Source organism: Sphingomonas sp. BL2 (assembly GCF_056680015.1).
Map to the genome: position 1 here is coordinate 3,112,630 of NZ_CM155261.1, position 17,212 is coordinate 3,129,841.

16 protein-coding genes and 1 other annotated feature are annotated in these 17,212 nt (G+C 64.9%); of the genes, 6 read left to right on the forward strand and 10 right to left on the reverse strand.

The window, feature by feature from the left end; all coding sequences use genetic code 11:
• Positions 1 to 54: 54 nt before the first annotated feature.
• From AC1ME3_RS14480 to AC1ME3_RS14490, 3 genes are read right to left on the reverse strand one after another with little or no spacing between them, the layout of a single operon-like run.
• Positions 55 to 1,368 (reverse strand): cell wall hydrolase, encoded by a 1,314-nt coding sequence (locus tag AC1ME3_RS14480; protein ID WP_480953698.1) that lies wholly within the window; start codon positions 1,366 to 1,368, stop codon positions 55 to 57.
• Positions 1,365 to 2,285 (reverse strand): cysteine synthase A, encoded by a 921-nt coding sequence (cysK, locus tag AC1ME3_RS14485; protein ID WP_480953699.1) that lies wholly within the window; start codon positions 2,283 to 2,285, stop codon positions 1,365 to 1,367. The genes AC1ME3_RS14480 and cysK overlap by 4 nt, the downstream gene beginning before the upstream one ends.
• A complete protein-coding gene (locus AC1ME3_RS14490) occupies positions 2,282 to 3,634 on the reverse strand; it encodes an MFS transporter (RefSeq protein ID WP_480953700.1) in 1,353 nt (450 codons plus the stop codon). Before AC1ME3_RS14490 ends, cysK begins: the two co-directional genes overlap by 4 nt.
• 354 nt (positions 3,635 to 3,988) lie before the next feature.
• Here AC1ME3_RS14490 and pdhA point away from each other — a divergent pair, with 354 nt between their 5' ends.
• Together pdhA and AC1ME3_RS14500 are read left to right on the forward strand one after the other, a co-directional pair.
• Complete coding sequence (gene pdhA / locus AC1ME3_RS14495) at positions 3,989 to 5,041, forward strand: pyruvate dehydrogenase (acetyl-transferring) E1 component subunit alpha (RefSeq protein ID WP_056048766.1); 1,053 nt, start codon at positions 3,989 to 3,991, stop codon at positions 5,039 to 5,041.
• Positions 5,041 to 6,468, forward strand: coding sequence for a pyruvate dehydrogenase complex E1 component subunit beta (locus AC1ME3_RS14500; RefSeq protein WP_480953701.1), 1,428 nt, complete (start codon positions 5,041 to 5,043; stop codon positions 6,466 to 6,468). The genes pdhA and AC1ME3_RS14500 overlap by 1 nt, the downstream gene beginning before the upstream one ends.
• A gap of 37 nt (positions 6,469 to 6,505) precedes the next feature.
• Here AC1ME3_RS14500 and AC1ME3_RS14505 read toward each other — a convergent pair whose 3' ends face one another.
• From AC1ME3_RS14505 to AC1ME3_RS14515, 3 genes are read right to left on the reverse strand one after another with little or no spacing between them, the layout of a single operon-like run.
• A complete protein-coding gene (locus AC1ME3_RS14505) occupies positions 6,506 to 7,174 on the reverse strand; it encodes a TadE/TadG family type IV pilus assembly protein (protein WP_480953702.1) in 669 nt (222 codons plus the stop codon).
• Entirely contained in the window at positions 7,171 to 7,779 is a 609-nt protein-coding gene (locus tag AC1ME3_RS14510) for a TadE/TadG family type IV pilus assembly protein (protein WP_480953703.1), read from the reverse strand. Before AC1ME3_RS14510 ends, AC1ME3_RS14505 begins: the two co-directional genes overlap by 4 nt.
• A complete protein-coding gene (locus tag AC1ME3_RS14515) occupies positions 7,776 to 9,437 on the reverse strand; it encodes a Tad domain-containing protein (RefSeq protein WP_480953704.1) in 1,662 nt (553 codons plus the stop codon). Before AC1ME3_RS14515 ends, AC1ME3_RS14510 begins: the two co-directional genes overlap by 4 nt.
• Positions 9,438 to 9,620: 183 nt before the next feature.
• Here AC1ME3_RS14515 and AC1ME3_RS14520 point away from each other — a divergent pair, with 183 nt between their 5' ends.
• Both AC1ME3_RS14520 and AC1ME3_RS14525 read left to right on the forward strand, forming a co-directional pair.
• A complete protein-coding gene (locus tag AC1ME3_RS14520) occupies positions 9,621 to 10,310 on the forward strand; it encodes a squalene/phytoene synthase family protein (RefSeq protein WP_480953705.1) in 690 nt (229 codons plus the stop codon).
• 65 nt (positions 10,311 to 10,375) lie between these two features.
• The gene (locus tag AC1ME3_RS14525; RefSeq protein ID WP_480953706.1) at positions 10,376 to 10,846 is read left to right on the forward strand and encodes an EF-hand domain-containing protein; all 471 of its coding nucleotides are present in this window, start codon (positions 10,376 to 10,378) and stop codon (positions 10,844 to 10,846) included.
• Here the strand turns inward: AC1ME3_RS14525 and trmFO are convergent.
• Positions 10,782 to 12,149, reverse strand: a complete 1,368-nt coding sequence (trmFO, locus tag AC1ME3_RS14530; protein ID WP_480953707.1) for a methylenetetrahydrofolate--tRNA-(uracil(54)-C(5))-methyltransferase (FADH(2)-oxidizing) TrmFO — start codon at positions 12,147 to 12,149, stop codon at positions 10,782 to 10,784. The two genes, AC1ME3_RS14525 and trmFO, sit on opposite strands and share 65 nt — an antisense overlap.
• 58 nt (positions 12,150 to 12,207) lie before the next feature.
• Between trmFO and AC1ME3_RS14535 the strand changes: the two genes are divergently transcribed.
• On the forward strand, positions 12,208 to 12,651 hold the full coding sequence (locus tag AC1ME3_RS14535; RefSeq protein ID WP_480953708.1) for a DUF488 domain-containing protein: 444 nt from the start codon (positions 12,208 to 12,210) through the stop codon (positions 12,649 to 12,651).
• A 103-nt stretch (positions 12,652 to 12,754) separates the two neighbouring features.
• Positions 12,755 to 12,810, forward strand: a sequence feature (sul1 is cis-regulatory element that is thought to sense ions involved in sulfur or methionine metabolism; They are found in Alphaproteobacteria).
• Between the two features lie 71 nt (positions 12,811 to 12,881).
• Positions 12,882 to 14,354: a SulP family inorganic anion transporter gene (locus tag AC1ME3_RS14540; RefSeq protein WP_480953709.1), complete on the forward strand. Its 1,473-nt coding sequence runs from the start codon at positions 12,882 to 12,884 to the stop codon at positions 14,352 to 14,354.
• Between the two features lie 76 nt (positions 14,355 to 14,430).
• On the opposite strand, the gene AC1ME3_RS14545 is transcribed toward AC1ME3_RS14540, so the two are convergent.
• From AC1ME3_RS14545 to AC1ME3_RS14555, 3 genes are all read right to left on the reverse strand, one after another.
• Positions 14,431 to 14,772: a hypothetical protein gene (locus AC1ME3_RS14545; RefSeq protein ID WP_480953710.1), complete on the reverse strand. Its 342-nt coding sequence runs from the start codon at positions 14,770 to 14,772 to the stop codon at positions 14,431 to 14,433.
• 11 nt (positions 14,773 to 14,783) lie between these two features.
• The gene (locus AC1ME3_RS14550; protein ID WP_480953711.1) at positions 14,784 to 16,247 is read right to left on the reverse strand and encodes a L,D-transpeptidase family protein; all 1,464 of its coding nucleotides are present in this window, start codon (positions 16,245 to 16,247) and stop codon (positions 14,784 to 14,786) included.
• Between the two features lie 128 nt (positions 16,248 to 16,375).
• The gene (locus AC1ME3_RS14555; protein WP_480953712.1) at positions 16,376 to 17,191 is read right to left on the reverse strand and encodes a TrmH family RNA methyltransferase; all 816 of its coding nucleotides are present in this window, start codon (positions 17,189 to 17,191) and stop codon (positions 16,376 to 16,378) included.
• Positions 17,192 to 17,212 lie beyond the last annotated feature (21 nt).

Below are 17,212 nucleotides of genomic sequence, written 5' to 3' on the forward strand. Positions count from 1 at the left end.
GGCCGACCCACCCCCAACCCCTCCCTTCCAGGGAGGGGGGCAGGTTGCACTTCCCTACTTAGGAGCGGCGGCAGTGGCTTGCGTGTTCGTCGGCAGGGGCGGCGTGGCAACCACGGTCTTCCGCCGCACCCCATTCAATTCTGCACCCGCCGCAGCAGTCGGCACAACCGCAGCAGGCACCGGCACAGCGGTCAAAGTCGCCTGAACCTTCATGCACTGCGTCGGATCGGCGCGCTTGAACTGACGGCAGTTCCACAACGACTTTTCGTAATTGCTCGACCGGTCGCGCAGATAGCTGAACCCCAGCGCGGCGGTCTGGGCGGGTGCCAGCGGAAGCGACGTCGCCGCCTTGCTACCGTCCGTCCACGCCATGTAGCGGCAGAACGGCTTGTCCCCACACGCCTGCGCCGCCAGCGCAGTGAGCCCATCCGCGGTCTGGCCACGGGGAAGGGCCACAAGGATCGTATCGCCATCGACCGGCACCACAGGAGCAGCCGTCGTCTCGGTAGCGGGTCCAAACCCCATCGCGATCGACGCTTCTGCCAGCGCAGCGTCTGCTTCGGCTAGAGCAGCACCAGTCTTGTGCGCGTCCGACAGGTCGGCGAGTTGCGCGATCACAGGCTCGACCGTCTCCGGATGACGCCCGAACGCGGGCGGCGTGCCCCACCACCCCGACCAGCGGAAAAACAGGTGCGTATTTACCGCGGTGATCTTGTCCAGGCTCGACTGCCAGTACGGTACGACCCAGTCGGTATGGTAGTGCGTCGCGTAACCGACCTGCTTGAACACCGCGCCCGACAGTGACGCCGCAGCCACCTCGCGCGCACGGCGCCAGGCATCGTCGGTCGGGTGCCAGCGCGTGAGCGCGCCGTCGCAGCTGAAGCTGAACTGGCAGCCGGTCGAACGGTCCTGCCCCTCGAACACCACGCCGCACACGGTCTTCGGAAAGGCCGGATGGCGCAGACGGTTGAGCACGACCTGCGCCACCGCGCGCTCGCCAAGCGTGTCGTCGCCAGCCTCGTAGAGGATGCCCGCCGCCATGCAGTCGGTCGCGCGCGCTAGATCCTCCGGCCCGCCGGCAAAGCGAAACGGCCGCGCCGCCGGGTTGGGATCGGTCGAGAACGGCACGGTGGCGTTGAAAGCGCGCGCGTCTTCCGGGCTGAGATCGACGAACTTGACCGGCTCGACCTCGGGGACTTCGGCTTGCGGCACGACCCGACCCACGGGCAGCTTCACCCGCTTCGAGGCGTGGACGATCACCGGCGCGTTGGCGACGACCAGCGCAGGCCCGACGATCGCCAGCGCGGATACGCCGACGAGGATGGCGCGCAGCACATTGGTGCCGCGCGCGGAAAGGTCACTCGTCACTGTTCGGGCAAGAAGTCCGGGACCGACAGATAACGCTCGCCGGTGTCGTAGTTAAACCCGAGAACCCGAGCGTTGTCAGGCAGATCGGGGAGCTTCTGGAGAATTGCCGCGAGCGTCGCGCCCGAGCTGATGCCGACCAGCATGCCCTCTTCGGTGGCCGAGCGGCGTGCCATGTCCTTGGCAACCGCGGCGTCGACCTCGATCACGCCGTCGAGCGCCTGTGTGTGGAGATTGACCGGGATGAAACCCGCGCCGATGCCCTGGATCGGGTGGGGCCCCGGCTGGCCACCGGCGATCACCGGCGAGGCGGCGGGCTCGACCGCATAGACCTTGAGCGACGGCCACTCCTTCTTCAGCACCTCGGCGACGCCGGTGATATGGCCACCGGTGCCGACGCCGGTAATGATCACGTCGATCGGCGTATCACGAAAGTCTGCGAGGATTTCCTGCGCAGTCGTGGCGACATGCACGGCGATGTTCGCAGGGTTTTCGAACTGCTGCGGCATCCACGAGCCGGGCGTCTGCTCGACCAGTTCCTTCGCACGCTCGATCGCGCCCTTCATGCCCTTCTCGCGCGGGGTCAGATCGAAGGTCGCGCCATAGGCCAGCATCAGGCGACGGCGTTCGATCGACATGCTCTCGGGCATGACGAGGACGATCTTGTACCCCTTCACGGCGGCGACGAGCGCCAGGCCGATGCCGGTGTTGCCGCTGGTCGGCTCGATGATCGTGCCGCCGGGCTGGAGATGGCCGTCCTTTTCCGCCGCCTCGATCATCGCGAGCGCGATGCGGTCCTTGATCGAACCGCCGGGGTTCGAGCGCTCGGACTTCACCCAGACTTCGGATTCGGGGAACAGCTTCGACAGGCGGACGTGCGGCGTGTTGCCGATCGTGTCGAGGATCGAGTTGGCCTTCATGGCTTGGCTTCTCCGTGTTCGGGTTCGGTCTCGAGAATTTCTGGGGGATCAAAGGTTTTCGCGCGCCCAAGTTCCGGGAACAATCGCGCCCAGCCGATCGTGATCGCAATAGCACCGACGCCGCCGAACACCACTGCGCCGACGGGGCCGAGCAGCGACGCCATCACGCCGCTCTCGAATTCGCCGAGTTCGTTCGAGGCCGAAATCGTGAGCTGCGACACCGCACTGACGCGGCCGCGCATCGCATCGGGCGTGTGGAGCTGGATTAGCGACTGGCGGACATAGACCGAGATCATGTCCGCCCCGCCCGCGACGATCAGCGCGACGAGGCTGAGGACGAAGGCGGGCTGGACTGGGATGCCCGCGATCGTGCCGGGCTTCAGCCCGAGCAGCTCGACGATCGGGGTGGCGATACCGAAGGTCAGGATGCCGAGGCCGAACACGACGACTGCGATCAGCATCTTCATGCCGACGTTCGTGCTCATCGGCCGAACCGAGAACCACACGGCCGTGATTGCCGCACCGATGCCCATCCCGGCCGCCAGGACACCCAGCCCCTGCGATCCGACGTGCAGGATATCGCGGGCATAGACCGGCAACAGCGACGTCGCGCCCGCCAGCAACACCGCGAACAGATCGAGCGTGATCGTCGCGAGCACCAGCCGGTTGCGGCGGACATAACTGAAGCCCTCGATGATGCGGGCGAGCGGGCGGTGATCGGTCTGCGTGGCGGGTTGCGGCACCGGGCCGATCAGGAACATGAAGACCAGCGCAACGAGGAACAGCAGCGTCGCGACGCCGTATGCGACTTCCGGGTGGATCGCATAGAGGAGGCCACCGACGCTGGGACCCGCTATGGTGCCGACCTGCCACGCGATCGAGCTGATCGCGATCGCGGTCGGGAGCACCGCGCGAGGGACGAGGTTGGGGGCGAGCGCGGAATAGGCTGGGCCGGAAAACGCTCGGGCAACGCCGAACGCGATCGCCGCCACGAACAGAACGACGAGCGTGAGGTGGCCGGTCCAGGTCAGCAGCCATAGAGTCGCGGCGGTGAGCACCAGCAGCGCCGTGGTGCCGCGGACGATCCACCGGCGGTCGAAGCTGTCCGCGACCAGGCCGGTGATCGGCGTGAGGAGGAACAGCGGCACGAACTGCGCGAACCCGATCATGCCGAGCATGAAGGCCGCCTGGCGGATGTCCATCGTCTCGCGGGCGATGTTGTAGACCTGCCACCCGATCACGATCGACATCGCGCTGACGGCTATGGTGCCGGTGAAGCGGGACAGCCAATAGGCGCGGAAATTGGCAATCCGTAAGGGATGCTGGTGGGGGTCTGCTGTGGGGTCCATTGCGGGTGGCTTTAGGCTTGCGCGCACGGCGAGGGCAACCGGAGCTTTGCTTGAGGTGGGGATAGTGGCTCGAGCCAAGACCGCTCGGGCCCCTTGTTTACAGCACCACCCCGGCGAAGGCCGGGGCCCAGTTGGGGAACGTTGCTAACTGAGGACTGCACGTCATTACTACGACCTCCCAACTGGGCCCCGGCCTTCGCCGGGGTGGTGGCCTCTTCGTGACCTCAACAGGTGGGACAAGACCCCACCCCACACCCCGCAAACCGACATACCCCAGACGGGAATTGATGTTCCGCCCCGTCCGCGCCTATAGGCTCCCTCAACTCCCCTACGGAAAACGAGGTTTCCCACATCGTGGCCAAGACCCCCCCACCAGCACGCGCAATCGCCGAACCGCCGATTACGAACCGCGAACGACCGGCCGAACCAAAGCCGTACGAAGCGTCGAAGGACGAACTGCTCGAAATGTATCGGCAGATGCTGCTGATCCGCCGTTTCGAGGAAAAAGCGGGCCAGCTCTATGGCTTGGGCCTGATCGGTGGCTTCTGCCATCTCTACATTGGCCAGGAAGCCGTCGCTGTCGGCCTGCAGTCCGCGCTGAACGGCGAGACCGATTCGGTGATCACCGGCTACCGCGATCACGGTCACATGCTCGCCTACGGGATCGACCCGAAGGTGATCATGGCCGAGCTGACCGGACGCAATTCGGGGATCTCGAAGGGCAAGGGCGGGTCGATGCACATGTTCTCGACCGAGCATAAATTCTACGGCGGCCACGGCATCGTCGGCGCTCAGGTGTCGCTTGGCACCGGCCTCGCGTTCAAGCACAAATACTCGAACGACGGCGGCATCTGCATGGCCTATTTCGGCGATGGCGCCGCGAACCAGGGCCAGGTGTACGAGAGCTTCAACATGGCCGAGCTGTGGAAGCTCCCGATCATCTTCGTGATCGAGAACAACCAGTACGCGATGGGCACGAGCGTCAACCGCGCCTCCGCCGAGGACCAGCTGTATCGTCGCGGCGAGAGCTTCCGTATTCCCGGTATCCAGGTCGACGGCATGGACGTGCTAGCCTGCCGCGGTGCCGCCGAGGAAGCGCTGGCGTGGGTCCGCGCCGGCAAGGGCCCTGTCATCCTCGAGATGAAGACCTATCGCTATCGTGGCCACTCGATGTCCGATCCGGCCAAGTACCGCACGCGTGACGAGGTCCAGGCGGTCCGCGACAAGTCGGATCCCATCGATCACATGAAGAAGCTGCTCGACGCGCAGGGCGTGACCGAAGCGGACCTCAAGTCCCTTGAACAGGAAATCAGGAAAATCGTGAACGAAGCCGCCGATTTCGCCGAGCAGACCCCGGAGCCGGATGCTGCCGAGCTCTACACCGACGTTCTGGTGGAGAAGTACTGATGGCGATCGAGATCAAGATGCCCGCGCTCTCCCCGACGATGGAAGAGGGCACGCTGGCCAAGTGGCTCGTCAAGGAAGGCGACAGCGTCAAGTCGGGCGATATCCTCGCCGAGATCGAGACCGACAAGGCGACGATGGAGTTCGAGGCGATCGACGAAGGCACGATCGGTTCGATCAGCGTCGCCGAGGGCACCGACAACGTGAAGGTCGGCACCGTCATCGCGACGATCCTCGAAGAGGGTGAGAGCGCGAGCGACCAGAAGCCTGCGGAAGCACGCTCGGGCGATGCGGCCAACGCCGCGCCGAAGGAGACGCCTTCGGACGACAAGGCTCCCCCGGTTCCCGAAGGTGCTTCGCCCGCCAAGGCCGAGAGCGGCACGCAGCAGCTCGTCGCGTCGGCCGAGAAGGTCGGCATCTCCGACCCGGCGATCCCCGAGGGCACCGAGATGGTCAAGACGACCGTCCGCGAAGCGCTGCGCGATGCGATGGCCGAGGAAATGCGCGAGGACGACCGCGTCTTCGTGATGGGCGAGGAAGTCGCGCAGTATCAGGGCGCGTATAAGGTCACGCAGGGGCTGCTCGACGAGTTCGGCGACCGTCGCGTGATCGACACGCCGATCACCGAATACGGCTTTGCGGGCATCGGTGCAGGCGCGGCGATGGGCGGTTTGCGCCCGATCGTCGAGTTCATGACCTTCAACTTCGCGTTGCAGGCGATCGACCACATCATCAACTCGGCCGCCAAGACCAACTACATGTCGGGCGGCCAGATGCGCTGCCCGATCGTGTTCCGTGGTCCCAACGGTGCGGCGTCGCGCGTGGGTGCGCAGCACTCGCACAACTTCGCGGCGTGGTATGCGAGCGTTCCCGGCCTGATCGTGATCGCGCCGTATGACGCGGCCGATGCGAAGGGCCTTCTGAAAGCGGCGATCCGCACCGAGGACCCCGTCGTATTCCTCGAGAACGAGCTGATGTACGGCCGCAGCTTCGACGTCCCCAAGCTCGACAACCACGTCCTGCCTATTGGCAAGGCGCGGATCGTCCGCGAGGGCAAGGACGTGACGATCGTCAGCTACTCGATCGGCGTCGGCATTTCGCTCGAAGCCGCCGAGAAGCTCGCCGAAGAGGGCATCGACGCGGAGGTCATCGACCTGCGCACGCTGCGCCCGCTCGACACCGAGACGGTCCTGAAGAGCCTCGCCAAGACCAACCGCATGATCATCGTCGAGGAAAATTGGGCGACCTGCTCGATCGCCTCGGAGATCGTGTCGGTGGTGATGGAACACGGCTTCGACGACCTCGACGCACCGGTGCTCCGCGTGACGAACGAAGACGTGCCGATGCCCTATGCGGCGAACCTCGAAAAGCTGATGCTGGTCGATGTCGCGAAGGTCGTCGCGGCTGTGAGGAAGGTCACGTACAAGTAAGACCTACGCACCGGCTGGGAATACTCAGCCGGTGCGATCAGGCAACGTAAGTCGTGCAGACGCTCGCCGTAGCGCCAGCCGCAGATCCCAGCGTCTGATCGTTCCGCTCGCGGACGTTGTACACCGCCTCAGATCGCATCACCGGCGTCCCTAAGAAACGTGCCGATACCAATGGCTGATATTTGTACGTCACCTCGACGAGGATCAGTGCCGATCCCGCCGCGGCTTTGATCGTTTTCGGTGCTGTGCCGAGCGACTGAAGCGAACCGTCCGTCTTGCCCTTGTCCTGAAGCCCGTATTTGGGCTGCGACTCAGGGACGTTCAGTGCGCCTGTACAGCGTTGCCAGCGGATATACTGGCCTGCATTCGTGCCGGTCTGGCCGTTGGGCTCCACGCTCGACACGACGACCCGGCTATTGGCTAGGAAATCGCTGCCGCCAAGGAGCGACGCGCTCAGCAACACCTCGTTAACGTCTGCTTCGTTGATCGAATTGCGGACCCGCGCGATGTTGTCCGACACCGACGTCGAGACCTGGTTTACGCGCATCTGCGCGATCGCCATGTTGGTGATCTCGGCACCGCCCAGCCCCAACGTGATCAGGACCGGCGCCACCAAGGCGAACTCGATCATCGCCAGCCCGCGCGTATCGCGCGTGATGCTGGCCCAGTGCCGCGGTCTGGCGATCGTCGAGCGGGCGGCGGTCATGGCTTCGTGCATATGATGGTCGGTTCGGCGCGCGAGGTGAAGGGCTGGTTGCGCACCGCGGTCGTCGCCTGCACCGTGCGCGTGCCGGTCCAGGACAGCAGCGGCCCGACCGGGGTCAGGTTGGGATAGACGACCTTCGCGGTGTAATAGATGACATCGTCCGCACTGCCGACGCCGTCGTCGCCGGGGGTGGTGTCGTAGGTGCCGTTGTTGTTGGCGTCCTCGAAACAGTCGCCGAGATTGAACACGTTGCGCGGATCGGTATCGGATGTGATCTTCTCGGGCTTGCCGACGTTCGAATAATTATAATAACGGCGTGTCGAGACCGTGACGTATTGTGCCGGAACGACGTCCTGGACTTCGGTCTTGATCGTGTTGACGACATCGGTTGGCGTCTTGCCGCCGACCATGGTCATTCGCGCGGCCTTTGACAGCGCACCGCGAACCGTCGCAGTCACATAGCCCTGATAGCCGACCTCCAGGATCATCATCAGCAACCCCATCAGCACTGGCACGATCAGCGCGAACTCGACGATCGTCGCGCCGCCGGCGTCATCGCGAAGACGGCGCGAGGAGGTGGCGTGCGAGGAGAGCACGCCCGTCACTGGCTGATCCTGAGCGATCCGACCTTGGTGCCGATCTCCTTGAACTTCGCGATGAGCGCGGCGGAGCTCGTGATCCCCGACGCCATCGACGGCTGCGACGCACAGTTGCGCATGTCGTCGGTCAGGGCCGTCGAAAAGGCGATAACGTAGAGCTGAACACCCTGCGCACGGGCGGCGTTGCAAGCCATCCGGAAGCGCTGCAGATGGCGGCTTTTCTGTTCGGCCGCGAGAGCGACCTTATTGCCGGTCGAGTTTCCCAGCACCCGCTTGTCGAGCTCTTCGGCCCCATAGGTGGTATAAAGGTCCATGTACGGCGACAGCTCGCCGTCGGTCATGAAGATCATGAACTTGCGCACCGCAAATCCTCGCAGCACGCGAGGATTGTCCGGATCCGCCTGGTTGTTCGACACCGGCGTGGCCGATGCGAACATCCCCTCGGATGAGATGAACCGCGCACCCCAGATCATGCCGATGTCGTGATAGGTACCACCCAGCGGCTTGAGAGCGTTGACGTATTTCATAAACGACGTCTTGTCGTTGTAGTATTCCTTCAACCGACTTGCGGCACTCGCACAGTATTTCGCGTCGGTGTATTGTCGCAGATAATAGGGTGTGAACTCGGCTTCCGGCCACCAGGGCGCCCAGCGGCTCGGGTCCGCGGTCGGTTTCATGACGACGTCGAGATCCCACGCACTGGCTGGCGCGGTGGTCAGCGTCCCCCCGTCGATCGTCGTGTTGTCCGTCTGGCGCTCCTCGATGCATCCAGCCCAGCTTGACTTGCTGGTGGAATTGCCACCGCCCGGAGTCGGGACGGACGCGCCCGTCTTGAACGTGCTCGTGTCCAGCATGACCTGCTTGTACGTCCAGTAATTCGTGCACGTGCCGTCCGGGTCATAACCTCGACCGCCGTTGGACACCCAGTTACCGTCATACGCATCGCACTCGTCATATTTGGCGGTCGCCGGTCCCGCCGTACGCACGCGCGTCTGATAGGGTGCCGAGTTGCGTATGAAGCTGGGATCCTTTGCATAGACCAGTTTGCCGACGTTCACCGTCGCATTATACGGTACAAATCCATAGCGAAGCCGCAGATTATTGTCGTGCAGTTGATCTTGCGCCGGCTTTAATGTGTCGTAGAGTGACTCGGAGGCGTCACGCAGCGCCTCCATCTTCGAATCCGAGTCTTCCGTCTCGCCGCAATTGTCGTTTGCCTTGGCGGTCGCAGGGCAATTCATCGAGCCCGACATGTCGAGCACCAGCACGATGTCGGTGCCGACGAAATCCTGCGTAGCGTTGCAACTAGTCGAGATCGGCAGGGTCGAGAAGCCGAACAGCTTCATGATCGTCGTTGGTATCGTCGTCGACGCAGTGATCTTTACCGTGCCGACCGACGGCACCGTGATGACGGGCGTGAACGTCGCCGTGCCGAACGACGTCTGGGGAAAGTTGAAATTAAAATACGTCTTCGCCTCGGTCTCGACCGCCGACGTCAAGGTCGCACCAGCGAGCAGGCGTCGCGCCGCGAGCGATCCAGCATCGCATGCCTGTTGAAGCCGATCCCGCGCGACATACGCGCGCGCCATATCCAAACCGGACCCGACCATGGCGATCAGTGGCATCATCGCAAAGGCCACGATCATCAGCGTGTTACCGCACACGTCACGGCGCAATCGGCCCAGCAAGGTCGTCGGTGTGTTTGGTCGTGTATTTCGCTTGCCGCGCATCTCTGTCCTGACGGAGATCGGTATCGATCGATACGGCGCATGCGGCCCGATCCGGTAAATCCACTTCAAGAAACATGGTTCTCGCCACGTTAATCATTGTCGGCCGGGTATCCGCACGTGCGGTACGATCGTGATCCGAGTAACGGCCTATCGATGACCCACGACAATCCAGAGCGGACCCTCGCACTAAGTTACGCACCGCGGGCTGCCCGCCCCGCGTTGACGGCGTTGTTCGCGCTCGACGAAACGCTTGCGGCGATCTTGCGGTCGACGCGGGAGCCGTTGATCGGCCAGATGCGGCTGACATGGTGGTACGAGGCGCTCGGCCGTCTCGATACTGCTCCGGCGCCGGCGGAACCCATCCTGGTGGCGCTCCAGATCGAAGTTCTACCTTTGGGCGTATCTGGCGTGATGCTTGGTAAGTTGACCGATGGATGGGAGGCGCTGCTCGAACCCGACCTCGATGCAGGAGTGATCGAACGCTTCGGCCGCGATCGAGGGCGTCGTCTGTTCGACCTCGCTGCGACGATCGTCGCGGTGAGCGACGACCGGATCGGCCTTGCTGGAGAGGGGTGGGCGCTCGCCGATCTGGCGGAGAAACTGACCGACGTCCCCGGTCGTGAGTTGGCCCGCGTCCAGGCGAGCAAAGCGCTCGATCAAGCTTTGCAGGGACGATGGCCGTCATCGGCGCGCGCCCTGGGGGCGCTTGCCGTGTCAGCCCGGTTCGACATGACGTCGGCAGTCGCTGCACCCGGCAGCCCGAGCCGCGTAGCGCGGTTGGCGTGGCACAGATTGACCGGATACTGACCAATCGGATGGGGATCGTTGGCGGCTAGGCCTAGCGTGCAGGCTGGGCAATGGGGGCGGCGGCGATGTGGCGGTATTTGGCGGGTGGGGCGGCGGTGATCGCGTTGATCGCGGCGGGGTTCATGTTTTTTAGCGGGAAGGCGCGGCCGGGTCCGCTGCTACCGCCGCAGCCGATGGCGCAGGCGAGCGGCGCCGCGGGTGCGTCCGATCCGCTACCCAATGCCGCGCCCGAGGCGACCGAAAAGACTCGCGAGCAGAAGCGGTTCGATCGCTACGACAAGGACCGCGATGCGAAGATCACGCGCGAGGAATATCTGGTCCAGCGGCGCAAGGCTTACGCGCGGCTGGACGTGGACGGCGACGGCAAGCTGTCGTTCGACGAATGGGCGGTGAAGGCGACGACCAAGTTCGCGGACGCCGACCGTGACAAATCCGGCGCGATGACCGCCCCGGAATTTGCCACGACGGCGGTCAAGCGGAAGGGGCCAGCTCGGGTGAATTGTCCGCCGGTTCAGTCTGTTGCGGAGGAGAGTTGAGCCACTCTGCGAGCGCCGCGCGGCCACGGTCGGTATACATCCGCTTGCGATCCGCCTTCTTGGTCCTGCCCGTGATCGGCGGGAACAGCCCGAAGTTGACGTTCATCGGCTGATACGTCTCGACCTCGGCGCCACCGGTGATGTGGCCGAGCAGCGCGCCGAGAGCAGTCGCGTAGGGCGGGGGCGTTAGAGTCTTGCCAGTGAGTTCGGCCGCCGCGAACAGCCCCGCGAGCATCCCGATCCCGCAACTCTCGATATAGCCCTCGCAGCCAGTGATCTGGCCGGCGAACCGGATGTTGGGGCGTGACTTCAGCCGCAGCGTCTCGTCAAGCAGTTCGGGCGAGCGGATGAACGTGTTGCGGTGCAGGCCACCCAACCGCGCGAACTCGGCATTCTCCAGCCCGGGGATAGTGCGGAACAGGCGGACCTGATCGGCGTGCTTCATCTTGGTCTGGAAGCCGACGATGTTCCACAACGTGCCCTGTGCATTGTCCTGGCGAAGCTGGACGACGGCGTGCGGCCAGCGTCCGGTCTTTGGGTTGTCGAGCCCGACCGGCTTCATCGGGCCATAGCGCAGCGTATCGACGCCCCGCTCCGCCATCACCTCGATCGGCATGCAGCCGTCGAAATAGGGCGTGTCCTTCTCCCATTCCTTGAACGGGGTCTTCTCGCCGTCGATCAGGCCTTGGTGGAAGGCCAGATACTGGTCCTTGTCCATCGGGCAGTTGATGTAGTCCTTGCCCTCACCCTTGTCCCAGCGCGACGCAAACCACGCGGTGTCCATGTCGATCGAGTCGCGGTGGACGATCGGCGCGAGCGCGTCGAAGAACGCCAGTGCCTCGCGGCCGGTCTCGGCGCCGATCCCCGCGGCGAGCGAGGCGGCGGTGAGGGGACCGGTGGCGATGATCGTCGGGCCATCCGGCAATGCGTCGATGCGTTCGCGGACAAGCGTGATGTTCGGATGCTGGTCGATCGCCTCCGTCACGCTGGCCGAGAAATTGTCGCGGTCGACGGCGAGCGCGGAGCCGGCGGGGACGCGGTGGATGTCCGCCTGGCGCATGATCAGCGAGCCGAGCGTGCGCAGTTCCTGATGGAGCAGCCCAACTGCGTTGGCTTCGGCATCGTCCGACCGAAAACTGTTCGAGCAGACGAGTTCGGCAAGGCCGTCGGTCTGGTGCGCGGGCGTCTCTTCGCCGCTGCCGCGCATTTCGGACAAGCGGACCTTGAGGCCGGCTTCGGCGAGTTGCCAGGCGGCTTCGGAACCGGCGAGGCCGCCGCCGATGACATGGATATCGTGGGTCATTCGGGTCAGATAGCGTCGGACGCTTGCCGTGTCAGGTCCGCAATACCACTTCGCCTGCATGACAGACCCGACGAAGATCTTCACGATCGGCTATGAGGCCACGACGATGGCCGATTTCCTCGCGGCATTGAAGGCGGCGGGGGTGGAGCGGGTGATCGACGTCCGCGCGCTTCCGTTGTCGCGGCGGCCTGGGTTCTCGAAGTCCTCGCTCGCCGCGTCGTTGCGTGAGGTCGAGATCGATTACGTGCATCTGAAAGCGCTCGGAACGCCAAAGCGCGGGCGCGATGCTGCTAAGAAGGGCGACGTCGCGACCCTGACCGCGGTGTATGACGAGCAGCTTGAGCTTCCCGAGGCTCAGGCCGCGGCGGCGATCATGCTCGGGCTGGCGGCCGAGAAGCCGAGCGCGCTGCTCTGCTACGAGCGCAACCCTTGCCACTGCCACCGCACCTTGCTGCTGCAGGCGGTAGGCGAGGGGGCCGAAGTGGTGGATCTGTTTACCTAGGAAAGGTCGAACTCGCTTCAAACGCTTCGTCAGGATGACGGGCGGGGGTTCTGAGCCGAGTGTTGCATCGAGGCTCACGCGCGGCTAACGACCACCCATTCGCCCTGGACCCGGTGCAATTCCGGGTGGCTATTCCGGCCGCCGATCCGCCGGACAACGCAACGACGCCTCTGAAGTGAACCGCCTGCCAAGACAGCGCCGCGGTTCGTGCGTCCTATGCGGATACATCCATGACATCCTTATCTCTTTCTCGTTACCGAGCCGAATGGTTCAGCGGCCCAGCCGCCGCGCGCCGCGACATCCTCGCAGGCATGGTCGGCACCTTCGCACTGATCCCCGAGGTCATCGCCTTCTCGTTCGTCGCGGGCATAGACCCCGAAGTCGGCCTGTTCGCCTCGTTCGTGATCGGCATCGTCATCGCCTTTGCGGGCGGACGCCCCGCGATGATCTCGGGTGCGGCAGGCTCCGTTGCGCTGGTCGCCGCCGCGCTGGTCCACGCCCACGGCCTCCAATATCTGCTGGTCGCGACGATGCTCGCAGGCGCCCTCCAAATCGCGTTCGGGCTCGCCAAGCTCGACGTGTTGATGCGGTTCGTCTCGAAGTCGGTCCGCACCGGGTTCGTCAACGCGCTCGCGATCCTGATCTTCTCCGCGCAGGTGCCGCAGATGGTCGGCGTCAGTTGGCAGGCCTATGCGATGATCGCCGGCGGTCTCGCGATCATCTACCTCATGCCGCGCATCTCGAACGCCATCCCGTCGCCATTGATCTGCATCGTCGTGCTGACCGCGATCGCGATGTGGGTGCCGATGCCGCTGAAGACGGTCGGCGATCTCGGCAAGCTGCCCTCCACGCTGCCGTCGTTCGGGCTTCCCGACGTGCCGTTCACCTGGGACACGCTGCGGATCGTGGCACCCTATGCGCTCGCCATGGCGGCAGTCGGACTGCTGGAATCGATGATGACCGCCAGCGTGGTGGACGACCTGACAGAAACGACCAGTTCGAAGGCGCGCGAGTGCACCGGGCTGGGGCTCGCCAACATCGCCGCGGGCGCGTTCGGTGGCATCGCCGGGTGCGGGATGATCGGCCAGACCGTCGGCAACGTCCGCTATGGCGGGCGAGGGCGGCTGTCGACGCTGGTCGCGGGCGTGTTCCTGCTCGTCGTGATGGTGCCGCTGAGGCCGTGGGTCGCGCAGGTGCCGGTCGCGGCGCTGGTTGCGATCATGATCATGGTGTCGATCAGCACCTTCTCCTGGGGCTCGCTCCGCGACGTGGTGCGCCATCCCAAGGTATCGAGCGTGGTAATGGTCGCGACCGTGATCGTCACCGTCGCGACGCACGACCTGTCGCTCGGCGTGGGTGTCGGCGTGCTGCTCAGTGGCGTGTTCTTCGCGTGGAAGGTCACGCGGATGATGGACGTCACGGTCGAACACGACGGAGCCAGCGACATGCGTATCTACCGTGTCGGCGGTCAGGTGTTCTTCGCCAGTGCCGATATCTTCGCGGACCGCTTCGATCTTCGCGAGACAGCGCGTGCTGTACGGATCGACCTGACGCGTGCGCATCTTTGGGATGTCACTGCCGTCGCGGCGCTGGAGGACGTGGTGGCCAAGCTGCGGCGTCACGGCACGACCGTCGAAGTCGTCGGGCTGAACACGGCGAGCGAGATGCTGGTCGATCGCCACGCGCCCCTGCTGCTCGACTAACGTCCAGCAGCGTACAGACTTGGCAGCTTCAATGAAGTGAAGCTGCCAAGTCGCTGTTGTAAAATAGTTTTACTTACTATTGAGGAACGGTGTCGTTCTCGACCGGCGCTTCGTCACGCGTCACGCGTGCCGTCATACCCGTCGCATCGGCATCGTCGCGCATCTGCTCGTCGGGCGCGACCGGCGGTTCGCGTTCCGGCTCGACCGCGTTCACCGTCGGGGGAGTCTCGACCGGTGCAGTCTCGACCGGCGCCGGAGCGGGCGTCGGCGCGGCTTCGGACTCGGTGACGCCGGTATCCTCGACCATGTTGGTATCGGTCGGCGGCTGGTCGGGCTCCGAGCGCGAGCAGCCGGCCAAGGCCATGGCGGCAAGCAGGCCACCGGCAATCGCGGTACGCGTGCGGTTGGAAATCGTCATGTCTGGTCCTCTCAACGAGCGGCGATCGTCTGGCGAGCCGTGCGCGCCTCGATCTTGGAAGCGAGGGTGCCGTCCCAGTTATAGGGGTCGGCGCGGAAGTTCATCTGGCCGTTGCCGCTGGCAAACGCGGTCCAGTACAGCAGATACACCGACACAGGCTTTACCAAACGGGCACGGACCGTGTCACCCTTGGCGACCGCGGCGTCGACCATCTCGGGCGTCCAGGACGGATCGCCCTTGAGCAGCAGGTCGGCGAGTTCCGCAGGCTTTTCAAGGCGAACGCAGCCATGGCTCGCAAGCCGGCTGAAGCTCGCGAACTTCGCACGGCTCGGCGTATCGTGGAGATAGACCGAATAGTCGTTGGCGAAATCGAACTTGAACCGGCCCAGCGCACTCTGGTCGCCAGCCTGCTGCTGCAGCCGCGTACCGTCGATCACCTTGATGCCGTTGCGCTTGAAATAGCCCGGGTTGGCGCGCTCCTTCGGCCACAGCTCCTTGGTCGCGATCGACGTCGGCACGTTCCACGGCGGATTGATGACGATGCTGTGGATCGTCGAGGACAGCATCGGCGTCTCGTCGCCGGGGCGACCCGTCACCGCGCGCATCGACTGCACCGGCGTATCGCCGTCGAACACCGTCAGCACGGCAGCGGCGATGTTCACCTGGATCCGATCGCGCGGCAGGTCCTGGGGCAGCCAGCGCCAGCGCTCCATGTTCGCCATGATCTGACGCACGCGGTCGCCGGCGGAGACATTGAGCGCGGCGAGCGTCTGCGTCGACACGATCCCGCTGGGGTTGAGCCCATAGCGACGCTGCGCGCGGCGCACGGCCTCCACCAGCGGCGCGTCGAAACGGTCGCCGCTGGTCGCGACGTCCTTGTCCTCGGCCGCGAGCCGCTTGCGCAGCGCGATCACGCGAGGGCCGGTCGCGCCGATCGTGAAATCGGGACCCGACGCGAGCGGTGCCCAGCCGCCAGCAGACGCGATCGACCGATAGTTCTGGAGGCCCTTCCGCAGGCCGTCATACCCCGCATAGGGCGGCGGCAACGATGCGAACCACGCCGCGATCCGGTCGAGCCGCACGGCATCGGCAAAGGCAGGCGTCGGATCATAGGCCGGTGGACGCAGACCCCAATCCCGCTGGAAGTCGGCTTCGCTTAGCCGCCCGGCATGCACCGCGCGCGCATGATCGAGTGCCGCGCGGACGAGTTCGTCCTTGCTCGGCGCGGTAGTCGACGCGGTTGCGGCTGACTTCAGGCCCTGCGCGACGATGTCACCGTTGAGCAGCTTGTCGAGCAGAATGGCCTGCGCGTCGCTCAGCGGCGGCACGGTGATCACCGGCGGCGCGAGCGTCGGCGTCGGCATGGCGGCGGGCGCGGTCGGGACGACCGGCGGCGGCGTAACCTGTGCGAACGACGCGGTTGCCATCAACAGCGGTGTTGCCGCGAGCACCGACCGGATCACGCCAGTCTTCATTCGTCCATCATCGAAACCGCGAGCCATAATCGTCCTGTCTTGTATCTGGTCGATGCTTTCGCACGACGTAGCTCTCCCTTAGCTGAACCGGACTCGCTAAGCATCGCCAATCGGGCAAAATTAACGGTTCAGGCCAGGGGGGCGGGTTTTTCCTGCCGGGCAAGCACTTCATAGGCCATCACCGCGGTCGCGACGGCGGCATTGAGGCTGTCCGCCTTGCCGAGCATCGGGATCTTGACCAGCACGTCGCACGCCTCGGCCATCTCCGGCGGCATGCCCTGCGCTTCGTTACCCGTCAGCAGGAAGGTCGGGCCGGTATAGGTCGCTGCCCGATAGTCCGTGTCGGTATCGAGGCTGAGCCCGACGAGCTGGCCGGGGCCGGTGCGCAGCCAGGCCTGGAACGGCTCCCACTCGGTCTTCACGACGGGGATCGTGAACAGCGCGCCCATGCTCGCGCGGACCGCCTCGACCGAGAATGGGTCGACTGACTCGCCGATAAGAATAAGTCCGCCCGCGCCGACCGCATCGCCGGTGCGCAGGATCGTGCCGAGATTGCCCGGATCGCGCAGCCGCTCCGCGACCAGCCAGATGCCGGAGGTGGTGCGATCGAGATCCTCGAGCGTCGCGTCGAACTCGTCGAACACGCCGACGACCGCTTGCGGGTTATCCTTGCCGGACAGCTTCGAGAGAATATCCGGCGTGGTCTGAATCGAATCACCGCCGGCATCCTCGACGTCCATCGACAGCGCGTGGACGAGGGGATGGTTCGCACTCGCCGCAGCGTAGAACAGCGTACGCGGCAGGCGACCGGTCTCGCGCGCTTCGGTGAGGATGCGCAGGCCCTCGGCGAGGAATTGCCTGGCCGCACGCCGATGCCGCTTGTCGCGCAGGTCGCGGACGTACTTGATCAGCGGGTTCGAAAAGGCGGTTATCTCGCGGGGCATCTAGCGCCCCTTCCGCTTGCG

Excerpts from the sequence above, each read along its gene's own strand:
- trmFO (WP_480953707.1), bottom strand. The coding sequence starts at position 12,149 with ATGACCCACGATATCCATGTCATCGGCGGCGGCCTCGCCGGTTCCGAA.
- AC1ME3_RS14525 (WP_480953706.1), top strand. The coding sequence starts at position 10,376 with ATGTGGCGGTATTTGGCGGGTGGGGCGGCGGTGATCGCGTTGATCGCG.
- AC1ME3_RS14555 (WP_480953712.1), bottom strand. The coding sequence starts at position 17,191 with ATGCCCCGCGAGATAACCGCCTTTTCGAACCCGCTGATCAAGTACGTC.
- cysK (WP_480953699.1), bottom strand. The coding sequence starts at position 2,285 with ATGAAGGCCAACTCGATCCTCGACACGATCGGCAACACGCCGCACGTC.
- AC1ME3_RS14505 (WP_480953702.1), bottom strand. The coding sequence starts at position 7,174 with ATGACCGCCGCCCGCTCGACGATCGCCAGACCGCGGCACTGGGCCAGC.
- AC1ME3_RS14500 (WP_480953701.1), top strand. The coding sequence starts at position 5,041 with ATGGCGATCGAGATCAAGATGCCCGCGCTCTCCCCGACGATGGAAGAG.
- AC1ME3_RS14535 (WP_480953708.1), top strand. The coding sequence starts at position 12,208 with ATGACAGACCCGACGAAGATCTTCACGATCGGCTATGAGGCCACGACG.
- AC1ME3_RS14540 (WP_480953709.1), top strand. The coding sequence starts at position 12,882 with ATGACATCCTTATCTCTTTCTCGTTACCGAGCCGAATGGTTCAGCGGC.
- AC1ME3_RS14490 (WP_480953700.1), bottom strand. The coding sequence starts at position 3,634 with ATGGACCCCACAGCAGACCCCCACCAGCATCCCTTACGGATTGCCAAT.
- AC1ME3_RS14550 (WP_480953711.1), bottom strand. The coding sequence starts at position 16,247 with ATGAAGACTGGCGTGATCCGGTCGGTGCTCGCGGCAACACCGCTGTTG.
- AC1ME3_RS14545 (WP_480953710.1), bottom strand. The coding sequence starts at position 14,772 with ATGACGATTTCCAACCGCACGCGTACCGCGATTGCCGGTGGCCTGCTT.